General features: G+C 36.0%; 18 protein-coding genes. 7 read left to right on the forward strand and 11 right to left on the reverse strand.

Features of this window, described 5'->3' with window-relative positions:
• Positions 1-29: 29 nt before the first annotated feature.
• Entirely contained in the window at positions 30-239 is a 210-nt protein-coding gene (locus tag BK009_RS05475; RefSeq protein WP_100905933.1) for a symporter small accessory protein, read from the reverse strand.
• Positions 240-467: 228 nt separating this feature from the next.
• Between BK009_RS05475 and BK009_RS05480 the strand changes: the two genes are divergently transcribed.
• On the forward strand, positions 468-827 hold the full coding sequence (locus tag BK009_RS05480) for a hypothetical protein (protein ID WP_100905932.1): 360 nt from the start codon (positions 468-470) through the stop codon (positions 825-827).
• A 163-nt stretch (positions 828-990) separates the two neighbouring features.
• Here the strand turns inward: BK009_RS05480 and BK009_RS12490 are convergent, their stop codons facing one another.
• The gene (locus BK009_RS12490; RefSeq protein ID WP_169923156.1) at positions 991-1176 is read right to left on the reverse strand and encodes a hypothetical protein; all 186 of its coding nucleotides are present in this window, start codon (positions 1174-1176) and stop codon (positions 991-993) included.
• Between the two features lie 378 nt (positions 1177-1554).
• Positions 1555-1782 (reverse strand): hypothetical protein, encoded by a 228-nt coding sequence (locus BK009_RS05490; RefSeq protein WP_157809709.1) that lies wholly within the window; start codon positions 1780-1782, stop codon positions 1555-1557.
• A gap of 168 nt (positions 1783-1950) precedes the next feature.
• Between BK009_RS05490 and BK009_RS05495 the strand changes: the two genes are divergently transcribed.
• Both BK009_RS05495 and BK009_RS05500 read left to right on the forward strand, forming a co-directional pair.
• Positions 1951-3630: a SulP family inorganic anion transporter gene (locus BK009_RS05495; RefSeq protein ID WP_100909210.1), complete on the forward strand. Its 1680-nt coding sequence runs from the start codon at positions 1951-1953 to the stop codon at positions 3628-3630.
• 415 nt (positions 3631-4045) lie between these two features.
• Positions 4046-5395: a sensor histidine kinase gene (locus BK009_RS05500; RefSeq protein ID WP_257790627.1), complete on the forward strand. Its 1350-nt coding sequence runs from the start codon at positions 4046-4048 to the stop codon at positions 5393-5395.
• 85 nt (positions 5396-5480) lie between these two features.
• Here BK009_RS05500 and BK009_RS05505 read toward each other — a convergent pair whose 3' ends face one another.
• Positions 5481-6215 (reverse strand): winged helix-turn-helix domain-containing protein, encoded by a 735-nt coding sequence (locus tag BK009_RS05505; protein ID WP_100906880.1) that lies wholly within the window; start codon positions 6213-6215, stop codon positions 5481-5483.
• Positions 6216-6409: 194 nt separating this feature from the next.
• Between BK009_RS05505 and BK009_RS05510 the strand changes: the two genes are divergently transcribed.
• On the forward strand, positions 6410-6649 hold the full coding sequence (locus tag BK009_RS05510; RefSeq protein ID WP_100906881.1) for an MTH865 family protein: 240 nt from the start codon (positions 6410-6412) through the stop codon (positions 6647-6649).
• Between the two features lie 218 nt (positions 6650-6867).
• On the opposite strand, the gene BK009_RS05515 is transcribed toward BK009_RS05510, so the two are convergent.
• The gene (locus BK009_RS05515) at positions 6868-8223 is read right to left on the reverse strand and encodes an ABC transporter permease (RefSeq protein WP_157809710.1); all 1356 of its coding nucleotides are present in this window, start codon (positions 8221-8223) and stop codon (positions 6868-6870) included.
• Between BK009_RS05515 and BK009_RS12390 the strand changes: the two genes are divergently transcribed.
• A complete protein-coding gene (locus tag BK009_RS12390) occupies positions 8192-8518 on the forward strand; it encodes a hypothetical protein (protein WP_157809711.1) in 327 nt (108 codons plus the stop codon). The genes BK009_RS05515 and BK009_RS12390 overlap by 32 nt on opposite strands.
• Here BK009_RS12390 and BK009_RS05520 read toward each other — a convergent pair.
• A complete protein-coding gene (locus BK009_RS05520; protein WP_100906883.1) occupies positions 8476-9384 on the reverse strand; it encodes an ABC transporter ATP-binding protein in 909 nt (302 codons plus the stop codon). The genes BK009_RS12390 and BK009_RS05520 overlap by 43 nt on opposite strands.
• A 148-nt stretch (positions 9385-9532) precedes the next feature.
• Here BK009_RS05520 and BK009_RS05525 point away from each other — a divergent pair, with 148 nt between their 5' ends.
• On the forward strand, positions 9533-10189 hold the full coding sequence (locus tag BK009_RS05525) for a helix-turn-helix domain-containing protein (RefSeq protein WP_100906884.1): 657 nt from the start codon (positions 9533-9535) through the stop codon (positions 10187-10189).
• A gap of 141 nt (positions 10190-10330) precedes the next feature.
• Entirely contained in the window at positions 10331-10639 is a 309-nt protein-coding gene (locus BK009_RS05530) for an alpha/beta fold hydrolase (protein ID WP_100906885.1), read from the forward strand.
• A 33-nt stretch (positions 10640-10672) separates the two neighbouring features.
• Here the strand turns inward: BK009_RS05530 and BK009_RS05535 are convergent, their stop codons facing one another.
• From BK009_RS05535 to BK009_RS05560, 5 genes are all read right to left on the reverse strand, one after another.
• Positions 10673-11071, reverse strand: a complete 399-nt coding sequence (locus BK009_RS05535; protein ID WP_100906886.1) for a hypothetical protein — start codon at positions 11069-11071, stop codon at positions 10673-10675.
• 13 nt (positions 11072-11084) lie between these two features.
• Complete coding sequence (locus BK009_RS05540; protein WP_232728042.1) at positions 11085-11699, reverse strand: hypothetical protein; 615 nt, start codon at positions 11697-11699, stop codon at positions 11085-11087.
• A 141-nt stretch (positions 11700-11840) separates the two neighbouring features.
• On the reverse strand, positions 11841-12275 hold the full coding sequence (locus tag BK009_RS05545) for a hypothetical protein (RefSeq protein ID WP_100905926.1): 435 nt from the start codon (positions 12273-12275) through the stop codon (positions 11841-11843).
• A 449-nt stretch (positions 12276-12724) separates the two neighbouring features.
• Positions 12725-14005: a sensor histidine kinase gene (locus tag BK009_RS05555; protein WP_236951042.1), complete on the reverse strand. Its 1281-nt coding sequence runs from the start codon at positions 14003-14005 to the stop codon at positions 12725-12727.
• Between the two features lie 260 nt (positions 14006-14265).
• Positions 14266-14676 (reverse strand): DUF7000 family protein, encoded by a 411-nt coding sequence (locus tag BK009_RS05560; RefSeq protein WP_287681379.1) that lies wholly within the window; start codon positions 14674-14676, stop codon positions 14266-14268.
• Positions 14677-14848 lie beyond the last annotated feature (172 nt).

Raw genomic sequence — 14848 nt, forward strand, 5'->3', positions numbered from 1 at the left:
ACCTATATTTTTATTAGGTCTAAACAATTTTATTCATCGTATTCATCCCAAAGACCCAATTCTTTTTCTTCCATTTCTTTTTCTTTTTCATGCCATTCCACTTCTTCTTTTATCTGCTCTACTTCATCTTCGCCGCCTTTATTCCAGTTGAGGATACCGTAAACAACACATAAAAGAGTTACCAGAATGCACCCAATGTATGCACCCCATATCCAGGGGTCATTTATTCCCAGGACCAATTTCTCACCTCCTAAAAGCCGCTAATTCTATTATTATTTATCATTATAAATTAAATGAACGATACTTTAAATATTTTTAGGGGATTAATCCCGCCATCAGGAACTCCTAGTCGCTAGCAAATTATTAAATTAAATATTCCGGGAAAAACAATAATAAATAATAACCTTAAACTGAGGAGGTATTTACTCAACTATTCAATATTAAAGAGGGGCATGAAGGTGGGATGAATGATGTTAGAAACGGCTTCAATAACATTCAAAAAAGAAAAAGGATTATTAGAAGATTTGATAGTGCCAGAAGAGTTTGTTAAAGATCTTCATTTTTCCAGTGAGGACCACTTGATGATAATGTTACGGGTGATTGGAAAAGACTCCAAAAAGGTAAAACAATTCTTTGAAAAAAGTGAAAAAGAGATATTTATCCTGGAAACAAAGCAGATGGCTCCAGATAATGCCCATGGAAACCTAGTATCTGGAAAATTCGAGTTAAACTCCCTGTACCTAGATGAAGGTCCTCCTCTATCCGTGGATATCAATCAGGAAATAAGTATGGTCCGGACCATTCTGGACTTTAAGAAGATGGGTTAGTGGGAATAACTTGATATGTCTATCCGGATTATTTTGAAATAGTTTCCACTGAACACTGTAGTTCCAGAACTGGTTAATGAATCGACTATTTGTCGTGTTTGGCAGTTTGATCCATCATTCTGACTATTCCCACCGGCCCCTGGAGGCGTATTTGTCTGGTTAGTCATATTTCCAGGGGGTTGCATATTTTTGGTGAGGTTAGAAGGCAAGTTGTTGGTGAGGTTAGAAGGCAAGTTGTTGGTGAGGTTAGAAGGCATATTCCCCGTAGGTCTACCGAACTAGAATTCATATTTTCAGGACCGTTAGTGCTGTTGGCCATAACTCCAGAGGGCTGTTGATCTTTCTGCATTGAATTCCAACTCGTCTGTGATCCGCTGTTAACGGAGGGTAGCATATCCAGTGAATTGGGAAGAATTGATGGACCATAGGGTAAAAGGAAACTTAAAGAATAATTGTTATCCGCACCGGATCCTGGAGTTTTTGAAGGATTTGATGAAATCTTATCAAAACCATCTGAAGAAGATGTTTGATTACTCTGAGCACTAACTGAATAAATGGTGCTGTTTTGATAGTTTTCCTGAACTCCTTGAATATTTTCAACAACAGTGTAAAATAAAAATACATGATTATAGTAGTTAGATTTTAGAATTAAAGGATTTATACTTAATTATTTTTTTAAGAAAAATGGGTGGAATTATGGATTTTGTGTTATGAACATAAATATGAGTTAATCACTGTGAGTGATTGGATGTTGAAAAACTTGAAAATCCCATAGCACCACCAGATAAAGATGGAACTGTTTGAGCTGAACCTCCTGCCAGGAACTGATAAATGTAAAAATAGCCATTAGAATTCTAAATAATGATCTGTCAGGGGCTAATTTTTTCCCCATTTTGGTTGATAATTTAACTTCTTCTGATTCATTAACCAATTTGGTGTTATCCTTTTCAACCATAGAATCCACCCAAATTCTAATTTAGCTAAATCATAGTAAAGCAATAATTTTATGTCCTGTTACCTACTTAAATGTTAATAATAACTTGAAACATAGACGGTGCAGGAAAATCCTTGAAATTAGTATTGGAAAATAGATGTTTTTTGAAATTCATGTGGATTGAGTTTTATGAGGATTTCAACAATACTACCCATAACCAAATGGGCCAAAAACTATGATAAAACATGGTTGAGGTCGGATATTATTGCAGGAATTACGGTTGGGGCTTTTATAATTCCAGAATCCATTGCATATGTATATTTAGCTAATTTACCACCTGAAGTTGGCTTATATTCTGCGATGGTTGCGGTTCTGGTCTATGTAATCTTTGGTACATCCCGTCAGTTATCCATTGGCCCCCTATCTACACTTTCAATATTAGTTGGTTCTACACTGGGTTCTTTAATGATCCCCGGTACTGCCCAGTATGCCATGATTGCATCCCTGGTAGCAGTTATAGCTGGTCTTCTGGCAATACTGTCCTGGGTTTTAAGATTAGGATTCATGGTCAAATTCATATCCAAACCAGTATTAACTGGTTTTTTAACAGGTATAGCATTATTCATTACATCAGGTCAGATTTCAAAGTTATTCGGAATATCTGGAGGTTCTGGAACTTTTTTTCAACGGATATATTACTTTTTAACCCATATAGATCAGACTAACTTACCATCCCTTGCCATTGGAGTGGGAGGAATCATTTTCCTATATTTAGCCACCAAAAAATTTCCAAAACTTCCCAATACCCTTTTTCTGGTCTTAGGATCAATTGTACTCATCACTGTCACCAATATTACCTCCCTTGGGGTGAAAGTAGTGGGGCACATCCCCCAGGGATTACCCTCTCTTATAATTCCGGATCCTGCACTAATTGATGTTAACGTGCTTATTACCCTGGCAGCCACTGTCTTTCTCATAAGTTATATGGAAGGATATTTATTCGCTGCTGAATTTGCAACAAAAAACAGGTATAAAATTGATAAAAACCAGGAATTATTAGCTTTAGGATTGTCAAATATTGCAGTTGGATTGTTCCAGGGATTGCCCGTGGGTGGGGCACTATCTAGGACTGCAATAAACAATGACAGTGGGGCTAAAACCCAGCTCGCAGGAGGTGTATCTGGATTAGTTATTCTCCTGGTCCTTCTATTCTTGACCGGGATTTTTACCAACTTACCGGAGACTATACTGGCCGCAATTGTACTATTTATTATTAAAGGCCTGGTGGACATACCCCATTTGCGTAACATCTATAATTTTAATAAGATAGAGTTCATTATTGCCATCATAACCTTACTATCTGTACTATTCTTTGGTGCACTGGAAGGTATCGTGATTGGAGTGATATTATCCGTGGTGGGGTTGATTAAGAAAATGTACAACCCCCACATTGCGATTCTTGGAAAAATGCCTGGTAAAGACCAATTTTTAGACATTAAACGACGCCCAGAGGCTGAAATAATTCCCGGGATACTTATTGTGCGGGTTGATGGGTCCCAAATATTCCTAAACACAGAAGACATACAAAATAAGATTCTCAACCTGATAGATCATGAATATAAGGATATTAAACTATTTGTTCTAGATTTTGAGGCCACATCATTCATTGACCACTCAGGAACTCAAATGTTAGAGGAACTCTATGATGAACTTAAACTGAGGAGTATTAAATTCAAAGCAGCCAATATGTATGGTCCTCTGCGTGATTCTCTCCAAAAAACGAAACTGGAAAAAGAAATTGTGGATAGCAATGTTTCTTTAACCATAGAAGATTGTATTGAGCTTTGGGAAGCAGAATATCTAGATTAATATTTCTTGAAGTGGATCTAATCCATTTACATCAATTAATTATCCATTTACTGGGGAATTAATCTACTTATAGACTAATAAGAATGCCCTATATTGTTTGAAATATCATATTAACAACCCCTATATTAACAACCCCTATTTTTTTAGTAATAATGCAAATTGTTTTATTCTTGAAAATTAATAAAATAACATGAATATTTTCTATTTAGACCAAGGAAATTAAATTGAGATGATTTGCAATAACTTGAGATGATAGGAAAATCTTCTCAAATCATTTATCCATCAACATTTATCAAAGGAGCGTATTGAAATTAAAGAGATTAATACGGTTGAAAAAGCGGAAATTGACATTAAACATTCCAGTGCTATTCTTAATTCTATTTTTGAAGGTCCTGAGAATATAATCGCCTTTTCACTGGACCAAAATTATCAATACATCTTCTTTAACCAGGTTCACAGCCAAACCATGAAAAATATTTGGGGTGTTGATATTGAGATTGGTAAAAGCATGCTGGACTACATCTCCTATCCTGAAGACCGTGAAAAAGCGAAAATGAACTTTGATCGGGTTCTTTCTGGTGAAAATTTCATTGTCATTGAAGAGTATGGGGAAGAGAGTCTCAGCCGTAATTACTGGGAAAACATTTACAACCCTATCCAGTCAGATACTGGAATAATAGGCATTAATGTATTTTGTATTGACATAACTGAAAGGCAAAAAGCTGAAGACGCCCTTAAATTAAGTCAGATTCGTTTGGAAAATGCCATGGATCTGGCAAAGTTAGCTAACTGGGAATTCGATCCCTCCAATAAAATTCTTACCTTCAATGATCGGTTCTATTCCATGATTGGTACCACCGCTGAAAAGGAAGGTGGTTACCAGATATCATCGGATACCTATATTCAGAGATATGTGCATCCCGACGATGTTCAACCAATGTCAGAAATAATAGAATCATCCTTAACAGAGAATAGATTGATCTTTAGCCAGGAGATCCATCACCGGGTGGTCCTCAATAATGGTGAAATTAGGCACATGGCATTCCACATAAGAGTAATTCCTGCAACTGAAGAAGAGAGTATTCATGTTCACGGAACAGTTCAAGATATCACAGAACGTAAAAAGGTTGAAGAAAAACTCAAAAAATCTTTAAAGGAAAAAGAAGTTCTTATAAAAGAGATACACCACCGGGTTAAGAATAATCTTATGATTATATCCAGTCTCCTGAACCTTCAATCCCAATACATAAAGGATGAAGAAGCCCTGGATATTTTCAGGGAAAGTCAAAACAGGGCCCGTTCAATGGCTCTCATCCACGAACGTTTGTACCAATCCAAGGATCTTAAGCGGATAGACTTTGGAGATTATATTCAGACCCTATCTAAGGATCTGTACCACAGCTGCGTCACTGACCCCCAACGGGTTGAACTGAAGATGCACGTGGAAAATTTAATGGTGGATATTAACACCACCGTACCCCTGGGACTTATTGTAAATGAACTGGTAACTAATTCCATGAAACACGGATTTATTAAAGATGCAGAGGGTGAAATCAATATAGACTTCCATAAAGATGGGGATGAATTCGTACTGGTAGTTGAGGATACTGGAGTTGGATTTCCAGATGATATTGACTTTAGAAACACGCCAACACTGGGTTTGCAGTTAGTGAATAATTTAACCACCCAAATAGACGGGAAAATTGAATTAAATAGAGATAAGGGAACTAAATTTATAATAACCTTTGAGGAGCAATACAGATAATCTTTTTTTAATTACTAATGAAATTAAGATATTAAAATGATTATTAGAGGCAAATAACTGGGAGATATTTAATGATAGTCCCTTATCAATCTTCCAAGCATTTTTGAAAATTAACCAGTAACAACATTAAATTGAATCCTTTCTTGGTGATCATGTAGTCCCCTCGCTCATGTCTCTGTAGGATAAGTTCACTTTTCAAGAGTTTCTGGATGTGGAATAATAAGTTACCACCGCGGAGTCCCGTGAGTTCAGAAAGTGAAGAGAAAGTGCGGGTTTCTGATACCATTGATTTTAGTATTTGCAGCCTTTGTTTATTGGACAACGGTTCTAATGCATTTTTAACAATGTTTTCCTCATTAATGGCAGATATTTTAGTCTTTTTTTCATCATTGGAATTGTATATCTGTAAGGAGTCTATAAGGTTTAGTTGTTTTTCAAAAAGAGAGTTAACTTCACTGAAACAAATATCACAATTATCAAAGGATACTTGTTTCCTTATTTGACCTAATTCCCCTTTTTTCTCCGCAATTTCCTCTTCTGAAACCTTCCCTTCCCTGATATTTTTTGAATTATCCTCCAAAAAATCTGTGAATATTGATTTACAGGTGTCTCTCATGGGGCATGGGTCAACCATTCCCTTTTCCAAACCCATTCCAATATCATCTGACATGTAAACAGTTAGAGAATCTATAAAATCCTTCCTTAAATTAGCCATCATCAGATCTAAATATTCCTGATTGGACCTTTCCATTAATCGTTTAATATCCCGGTGTATTGCTTCTAATTTAGCCGGTGTGTCGTAGATTTTAGAATTTTTCATTTGATCACATTCATGTGTTCCCATAATTTCAATGTGTTCATATATCCATTATTGAAAATAAAGTTTCTCATTTAACCTTCAGAGTCACATTTGTGTATATAAATATACTTAGTATAATTTAATGACGGTTTAGTATATATTTCTATTAAACAATAGTTAAGACTGGATTTAATTACCCACTGGAGATGATATAAATGGGAGTTAAAGAAGAAATACACACACAGATTGTTGGAGCACTAGCAGGGGCTAAATTCCCCCTGGAAACACCTGAAGCACTCTTAAGTGCATTCCCTGACGGGGCAGAAACAACCTGCAAATCAGGAGATTTTGAACTGAAAGCAGGAGATGCAGGTAAAGTGCTTACTGCTAGTGATTTTCCATTCAAATCAGCGCAAAATGTTGCAGATGTGATAGTGGAAAGAGCAGGGTTATGAATAACCCTACCTTTCCCTATTTTTCTTTTTTAAAAAATCAATGCTAAGTGGTTTAACAAAAAGAAGTGGTTTAACAAATAGATGGAGCAACTGAATATAACTCAGGAAACTGAATTCGAAATTAAATTTAGAGAGTTAGAGTATATGAAAGATTTCATAAACTGTTTTTAATTCCCCAATATTATCCCCCCATACTATCCTTTATCATACTAGAATTTTTAAGTTATATCACGACGTTTAAATCCAATTAAACCCATTGAAATTAATACCGATGCCAACACCATCATTAAAACTGAATCCCACCCTACACTGTCCCCTAAAAGTAGATTCGGGACGTGAGTGAATGGAGATATATTAATTATCCATTGACTGATATCCAGAAAATCCGGCAGAAAGTTAATTATTGAGAAGAATCCCAGTACCACCCAAGTTAAAGAGGTTAAACGTGGTACAAAACCAAATAAAGCCACTGCTACCCCCACCATCACCCAGATTGCAGGCAAATAAATTAGAACTGCACTTAAAAGCCGGGACAAATCCTGATCCATTCCAGAATAAATACCATAAATAGAACTGTAACTTAAAATAAAGATCACCAGCAACATTGCAGGGCCGATTAAAGCAAAAAAAATGTTACTAAAAGCCCAACGGGTTCGGTTAACTGCATTGGTTATCAAGAATTCTGAATGTTTTTTGACTTCCTCTGATCGCAGCTTTAATGCTGCTAAAATACCATAAATAGCGAATACTTGGCCAAATAATAGGAGCATTAAAGTCATATAGCTATCCAGAGGCTCGGCCCCATTGCCCATATGGGAAAGAATGGACATGAAAAGGGGATTGTTGTTAAATATATTGGTCATAGTCTGAGCATTGTAACCTAAAATTACTCCCATCACTATAAAGGCTATTATCCAAAAGAAAAGCATTTTCCGGTGTATTCTCCAGGCCAGGCCAATAACACTACTTAGAGTTGAAGAAGCCCTGGCAGGACCAGTTCTCTGGGGTAAAAATCCGTTTCCCACATCCCGGATGGAAGAGAGTTTGTAGGTCCAAAATAGCATGAAAACAATGAAAACAATGAACAATCCCAAAACCCACCATTCTTCACCGGCAAAGGCCCGTAGATAATGAACCCATCCTAGGGGAGAAAGCCAGGATAGCCAAGCCACTTCTCCATTATCCCATCCAACAATACGTAACAAGAAAAATGCTATTAAAACCGCAACAGTGATGTAACGGACATCACTGGAATTTTCAGTTAACTGTGCAGCTAAACTGGCAATGGCTGCAAAAAGACATCCAAAAAGTGTCATGGAAAAGCCCATTGCCAGGGATCCCTCCCAGGGAAGCCCCAACCCAATTAAAGAAAGGGTAATGATGAGTCCCATGAGGATGTTGGCACCAAAGGTAGTTAGTAAAGCCGAAGTCAATGCAGACTGCCTACCAACTGTACTTGAGTTTAGAAGTTCAAGACGGCCTTTTCTTTCTTCACTGCGGGTGTGACGTATTATAAGGAAAATATTCACCAGAGCCACCAGAATGGGGCCAATTACTGCACTACGCCATGCCACCAAACCCCCCACAGAAGAATTCAGAATAGACCCTAAAAATGCAACAGCACCCGGATTATTGCTAATTTCTAGAACCATAACCGTCCTTGAAGCAGGATCAGAATACATATTTACAAAGGTAGTAGCAATGCTGAAAAACATAAACACCGGGAATAAAAAAAGACCCGGTAAAATTAAACGATCCCTACGAAGAATTAAACGCACCAGTGTCCAGGTCCCTGAAAAATTCCCCATATTAACTTTCATTCTTCATCACTCCCTGACTATTTTTTTCCCAGTATATTCTTCACTGTAGTAACGTATGAAAAGTTCTTCCAACGTAGGTGGGGTGCTTAGAAGAGATTTAACACCGAATTGTGTGAGATATTTTAAAACAGAATCAATTTTTTCCCCATCAACACTGAAGCGGGCATGTTTATCATTCACAGTAAGATTATGAATTCCTTCCAGATTTTCAAGTCCGGTGATAGATTTATAGGCATCCACGGTGATGGATGTCCTGGTGATATATCTTAAATCTTCAAAGGTTCCGGTTTCAATGATCTGACCATCCCTGATGATGCTGAGGCGATCACAAAGGGCCTCCACTTCAGAGAGAATATGGCTAGATAGTAAAACTGTTTTACCAGCTTTTTTAAGTTCATTAACATTTTCTCGAAAGACCACTTCCATTAGGGGGTCCAGACCAATGGTTGGCTCATCCAAGATATACAATTCTACATCAGAAACTAAAGCAGATATAAGAGCTACTTTTTGACGGTTACCCGTGGAATATGCACCACATTTCTTCTTAGGATCTAACCTAAAATGTTCCAATAGTTCATCCCGACGTTCGGGGTCAAAATCACCCCTTAACTTACCTAACATATCAATAACTTCACCACCAGTTAGACTTGGCCATAAATTCACATCCCCCGGTACATAGGCCATCCTGCGGTGAAGTCTAACTGCATCGTGCCAAGGGTCCCCGTCAAAAAGGCGAATTTCCCCGGAATCCTTACGTATCAATCCCAGCAATATACGGAGTGTGGTTGTCTTTCCAGCGCCGTTGGGACCAATGAACCCATAAACTTCTCCGGGTTTAACTTCTAGATCCACTTCATTCAGGGCTAAAAACTTACCATAGTATTTGGTTAACTTTTCTATTTCAATTACCGTCATCTAATTGAACCTCCCCACTAAATCCGCATTGCAAACTAGTATACTCTTATTTCTTCTAATCTGTATCCATTTCCATTAACCATTTTCTCCATACATGTACGGGAATACCCAGAAATTATAATAACTGGGTCCTGGTATTTTATTAAATATGCAAAAATTAACCTGCAAAGTGCGGTGGAACACCATCTTCTCCAAATTAGCCCAGGTGAATTTCAAGAATATAAATCAGATTGAGATATTAGAAGTCCTTAAGGAAGACTTGAACAAGAAGGAGAATCTGGGAATCTGCAAAATAGTCCTGGAAGAAGGTCGGCCACTTAACCAGCTTAAGTTCTCTAAATATTATGAAATACTGGAAGTAATTGAGAAAAACAATAGTGAATACACATGCATGGTGAAGGTATCCACACCGCCCTACTTTTCAAGGTTTTTAGAACTGATGGAACTTGAAATTATCTGGCAAAGCCCCATAATCATGAACAGAGAGAGTATGACCTTTAATTGTCTGGGTTCTCCTTCAAGCCTGGAGAAAGTTCTTAACTTGGTTAAATTAATGGGAACTATCACCCAAATTTCCTACAGTGATACTGGATATATCAACCCTAATAACAAAATGTTATCTGATCTAACTTTGAAAGAACACGAAGTGTTAATGATGGCCATTGAAAGCGGGTACTATGAATATCCACGTAGGATAAATGGAACAGAACTGGCCCGTAAGTTTAAAGTGAGTAAATCCACAGTCATTGAGCAATTGAGAAGAGCTGAAAATAAAGTTATGATATCCGCATTTAAACCCGTATAGTACTTTATAATAAATTAAACATTAATTATTCACCTGAAAATTCATTGGGAAATTTTTAAAATACTATTTTACTAATGATTAGCCAGAGATAAAAATAAATAATGCACAAAAGTTCATTAACTTCAAAAGACGGCACTATTATTGGTTATCGGAAGATGGGCCATGGCCCCCGGCGTGTTCTTTCATGGTGTGAATGCTTCTCAAAACTTTATGAAACTAGGTACCCTCCTGCTGGATGAATTTACAGTATACATTGTGGATCGCCGTGGCCATGGTATGAGCGGACCCTGCGGTAGTAAAACACCTCAATTCTTGAAAGATAGCCTCACTGCCTTAAACGAAACAATACCTTATTCTAATCTGGTTGAACTTAAGGGCCTTAACCATGACTCTGCACAAGACTATGGCAAACCAAAACCCATAGCGCAGGAATTAAGGCGTTTCTTCTGAAATTCTGTGATTAGAAAATCTAAGAATATCTGTTTAAAATTGTTTTTCAGATTCAAATAAGCTTATTGAACTATCTAAATCATCCTTGCTTGATTCAATAATGACTATAGCTGACTTTAACTCATCATCTTTATATTGCTGATCAACCATTAAACGATGGATAACAAATCCTATGATAGATAATATGGCCATAATAATCAAAACAAAGAAAATTAACGATAATAAATATTGATTGAATGTAAGATTTTCAAGGGTAGTGAAAGATAAAATGAAAGCAGCTAAAAATGCAAAAATAAAGCAGATTGCAATGATTAATAATAATTTTTGGTCATCACTCGCCCTATCCTTAAATGAAGAATAAGCGGCTATAGACAGGGAAGATCCTGCTACACTTAAAACCAAAAATCCCGATATTATCGTGTTGATATCCATTTTTCAGCACCTATTAATGACTCTCTTGCCGGAATACTTCTTCTTTAGTTAAGGGACGAGCATAGCCCATCATTTTACTAAAAGCTTCATCGTATTTTTTTATTAGTTCAGGTTGTGCATTCTTTATCCCTACCGATCCCCGGCTATTGTTGTGTCGATGGGGCTTTTCAATGTATAAATGATCCTTATTAAAAACCATGAAATGATTGGTGGGTCTTCTGGGCAAGATTAAATATTCCACATTCTTATACTGATCAAGAAGGGTGTAAATTTCCATTTTATCCTCAGAAAATACCTTAGGACCACTAATAATATTTATCGATCCAAATCCATGATACGCTGCGTGTTTAATTATCTCTCGTTTACCATCGCTGAATTCTCCACAGATCACATTGAGTTCCAATTCATCACCGATTTTTCCCTTAGTTTTTAGATTATTCAGATCTTCAATCAGATTAAATCTCCATAATCTTCTTTTATATCTTTCTGCGCGGTGAAAAAGAACAATTTCTCCCCCATAATGCCCACTATAATGAGGATTATGCCTATAAATTAATTTAATTAATATAATAACCACTACTAAGGCTAAAATCATTACCATCCCAAGTACTGCATAATCAAACTGCATTTTAGGCCCCTTTATCTAGAAAAAATGTAATAGAAATTCATCCAAAAATTTATAATATGTAATAAAAGAATTAATCAAGAATTGCTAGTCTCATCAGTCACGTTAAATGTAGCAAATGGTAAGGTAAGTAATATTATCTGATTATTTTTCTCCTCTTTGGATCATTGATAACCATTCAAGTACTTTATCGGCAATATCTTCAGAAATATCTTTAATCAAGTCTTTTTCACTCCAAGTGCATATTTCTGCCTCATCTATATCGCCAACTATATCTTCCATGCGATCTTGATCACTGTAGGTTCCCATCTCAGATTCACAGAAACTAAAGATTTTATCATGATTTTCAAATATAACATTCCATTCTTGTGAATCTCTAAGTTCCCAATACCAATAATAGGTTTTAATGGTTTCTTCTTCAGGATCTTGCTTATCAGTTTCCTCTTCTTCCTCATAACCAACAATTAAAACTTTATTATTATCCAAATAGATGTGTTTCTCCCAGATATCCTTATCTCCCTGCATTTTCTCTGATTCTGAGTTTTCTATCAGATCTACAAGTTCTTTTTTGCCAATCATCTTAACACCCCTCTCAACTGATAAAAAAAATTGTGATTGTTCCGTATATGATTTAATTTAGATTTCCAAATTAAAAATATGAATTTGAAGAGTTTAGAGTTTTATGATATCATTGTGTGATTATTTCCTATTTGGACCGTAATCGACTCAAAAAGTTTCTTTTTCCCCACAATCCCGACATTTCCAATGACTAAACCCACCTCGAGCCTCATAATAATCCCAAATCGTTTCTTTTTTACATCCTGGGCAATAGTTCCGTTTTGTTTTCTGAGACATTTCCACACTTCCCTTATTATATTATAAATTTTATCACTAATTAAGATTATTAACTGCCAATCCAATTTTAATGCAACCCCTATCCATAATAACATCAGGGATAAAAGAAATTAAGATTATGAAGAGATTGAGCTCACAATGCCTCATATGTGAATATAAAGATAAAATTAGGTTCATTCTTTTTCTTCAAAAATAAGGGCAAAAGATGTTCCTTGGTTTCTATCCAGTTCAAATTCACCATCAATCTGTTTAGTCAAGTTATTTACTAGCTGTAATCCTAATGAACTAGTCTTTTTATAATCTAGATCTTCTGGGAAGCCAATTCCATTGTCAATAACTTTTAAAACGATTTTTTGACTTTTTTGGTAGAGTTCTAACTTAATATATCCAGTTTCACCATCAGGGAATGCGTGTTTCATGCAGTTGGTAACCAGTTCATTCACTATAAGCCCTAACGGAACAACAGTGTTAATATCAATCTTCACATCCTCTACATCAATATCAAGTCTAATACGATCCGGATCAGCAACTAGAGTACGGTACAGATCAGTGGTAAGGCTTCTTATGTACTCACCGAAATCTATGTTTTTAAGATCTGTAGACCGGTACAATCTTTCATGGATCATGGCCATTGACTTGGCCCGGTTTTGACTTTCTCTGAAAACATTACGGGCCCCTTCATCCTTGATATGGGCTGATTGGAGATTCAATAAACTGGAAATGATCATTAAATTATTTTTAACCCGGTGATGGATCTCCTTAAGAAGAAGTTCCTTCTCTTTTAAAGCCTTTTTTATCTCATTTTCGGCCTGTTTTCGCTGGATTGCCACTGCAAAAAGACTGATTAAAGATTGGACTAGTTCGTTATTATTTAATTTGTTCCCCTTTTTAAGAAAGATATAAACAGTACCATAAAGTTTACCCTTTGATTCAAAACCAGTGCCATACATATCACCCATATTCATAGTTAATTCCACCATTCTGGTAATCTTTTGGGGTAATCGTCCGGCAAACACCTGATACAATCCATCTTCCATTTTAAGAAGTTTACCGCTGAGTATTGTATTTTTCTGGTGTTCTTTATCATCATAAAATTCATAAAAAGACCTGAGTGGTAGCTTTATATCCGTTAGCCCCCCACCCATAATTTTTTGGGACAGCTCGATTAATCTTTGATTTTCCCCAATCACAGAACGCACCAGAATACTGTCTGATGGTTCATCATACATACTAACGGCAATAAGAGAGTTTTCAATTAGATCACCCAATTTCTTTGCAATAAAATCATAGATATCTACATGAGGAGGCAAATCAACCAATTCTAAAGCAGTTTTAGATAAAATTCGCTCATTTTCTATGATTTTTTTTGTAGATTCCTGGTTGGATTTTAAAATAGCCTTTAATTCCTTTAATTCATCCACGAGTTCTTCCCTGGATTTTCCTTCATCTAACATTTTTAAAACCTTCAATGAGTATAAAACTAATTTAAATATATAGTCTAACTCAATACTAAATATTTCGGAATATAATCTGAACATATATGAAATTAAACTTATTATAAATTTAATGACCCAAATTTAGTGGATTATTGTAAAAAATCTTATTTTTATCTTAAACGACTATTTAGACATCTTGGTCCGGCCCACAATAAACAACGAGAATGATAAACTTATCCAAGGCACTAATATCCAATAGGTACTCCAGTAAATATAAGTCATGTTTTAGATAGGAAGTCCTCAACATCATCAATGAATTTCAATGTACCCGCCTCTATCTGCTGGGTTAAACTATCCAAATCTGCAAAATTAGGATTATCAACTAGAACGTGCTCCAGAATAGAATCTACACCCTGGGTAGTTGATGGAATGTGGTATTCATCCCAGGTACCTTCTTTTATAAGTTCCCAATACTTGCTTTGAACCTTCTTATTAGATCCAGCTAGCCAAACTTCAAATCTAAAGGTTTCATGGACAAAAACAATTGCAATTTTAAGTTTCATATTCTTTAATGACTTGGGGGTGAAAGAAAAATAAGTCATGTCAAGGTACCCGTAATAAATGCCAGATACGAAATATTCAGGGTATTTATTTTTAAAATACACTCTCAGATCCATAATATATTTCATCAATCCCCTTTAGGCATCCTGAATGTGACCTCTATCCAACTGTTTCTTGTATTCCTGCATATGTTCCTGGAATGATTCCATATTATTTCTCCCATCTTATGAATTTCCGAAAATTAAGATTATATCAAAATCAATGTAAATGTTTCCCCTTAAACATCAACAAACATTGAAA

This window comes from Methanobacterium subterraneum, assembly GCF_002813695.1.
Lineage (GTDB): Archaea > Methanobacteriota > Methanobacteria > Methanobacteriales > Methanobacteriaceae > Methanobacterium > Methanobacterium subterraneum.

What these genes read in the sequence shown, in the direction of transcription:
- BK009_RS05480 (WP_100905932.1), top strand. Translation starts at nt 468, where the DNA reads ATGATGTTAGAAACGGCTTCAATAACATTCAAAAAAGAAAAAGGATTA.
- BK009_RS12490 (WP_169923156.1), bottom strand. Translation starts at nt 1,176, where the DNA reads ATGCAGAAAGATCAACAGCCCTCTGGAGTTATGGCCAACAGCACTAAC.
- BK009_RS05490 (WP_157809709.1), bottom strand. Translation starts at nt 1,782, where the DNA reads ATGGTTGAAAAGGATAACACCAAATTGGTTAATGAATCAGAAGAAGTT.
- BK009_RS05495 (WP_100909210.1), top strand. Translation starts at nt 1,951, where the DNA reads ATGAGGATTTCAACAATACTACCCATAACCAAATGGGCCAAAAACTAT.
- BK009_RS05505 (WP_100906880.1), bottom strand. Translation starts at nt 6,215, where the DNA reads ATGAAAAATTCTAAAATCTACGACACACCGGCTAAATTAGAAGCAATA.
- BK009_RS05510 (WP_100906881.1), top strand. Translation starts at nt 6,410, where the DNA reads ATGGGAGTTAAAGAAGAAATACACACACAGATTGTTGGAGCACTAGCA.
- BK009_RS12390 (WP_157809711.1), top strand. Translation starts at nt 8,192, where the DNA reads ATGGGGCCAATTACTGCACTACGCCATGCCACCAAACCCCCCACAGAA.
- BK009_RS05520 (WP_100906883.1), bottom strand. Translation starts at nt 9,384, where the DNA reads ATGACGGTAATTGAAATAGAAAAGTTAACCAAATACTATGGTAAGTTT.
- BK009_RS05525 (WP_100906884.1), top strand. Translation starts at nt 9,533, where the DNA reads ATGCAAAAATTAACCTGCAAAGTGCGGTGGAACACCATCTTCTCCAAA.
- BK009_RS05535 (WP_100906886.1), bottom strand. Translation starts at nt 11,071, where the DNA reads ATGGATATCAACACGATAATATCGGGATTTTTGGTTTTAAGTGTAGCA.
- BK009_RS05540 (WP_232728042.1), bottom strand. Translation starts at nt 11,699, where the DNA reads ATGCAGTTTGATTATGCAGTACTTGGGATGGTAATGATTTTAGCCTTA.
- BK009_RS05545 (WP_100905926.1), bottom strand. Translation starts at nt 12,275, where the DNA reads ATGATTGGCAAAAAAGAACTTGTAGATCTGATAGAAAACTCAGAATCA.
- BK009_RS05555 (WP_236951042.1), bottom strand. Translation starts at nt 14,005, where the DNA reads ATGTTAGATGAAGGAAAATCCAGGGAAGAACTCGTGGATGAATTAAAG.
- BK009_RS05560 (WP_287681379.1), bottom strand. Translation starts at nt 14,676, where the DNA reads ATGAAATATATTATGGATCTGAGAGTGTATTTTAAAAATAAATACCCT.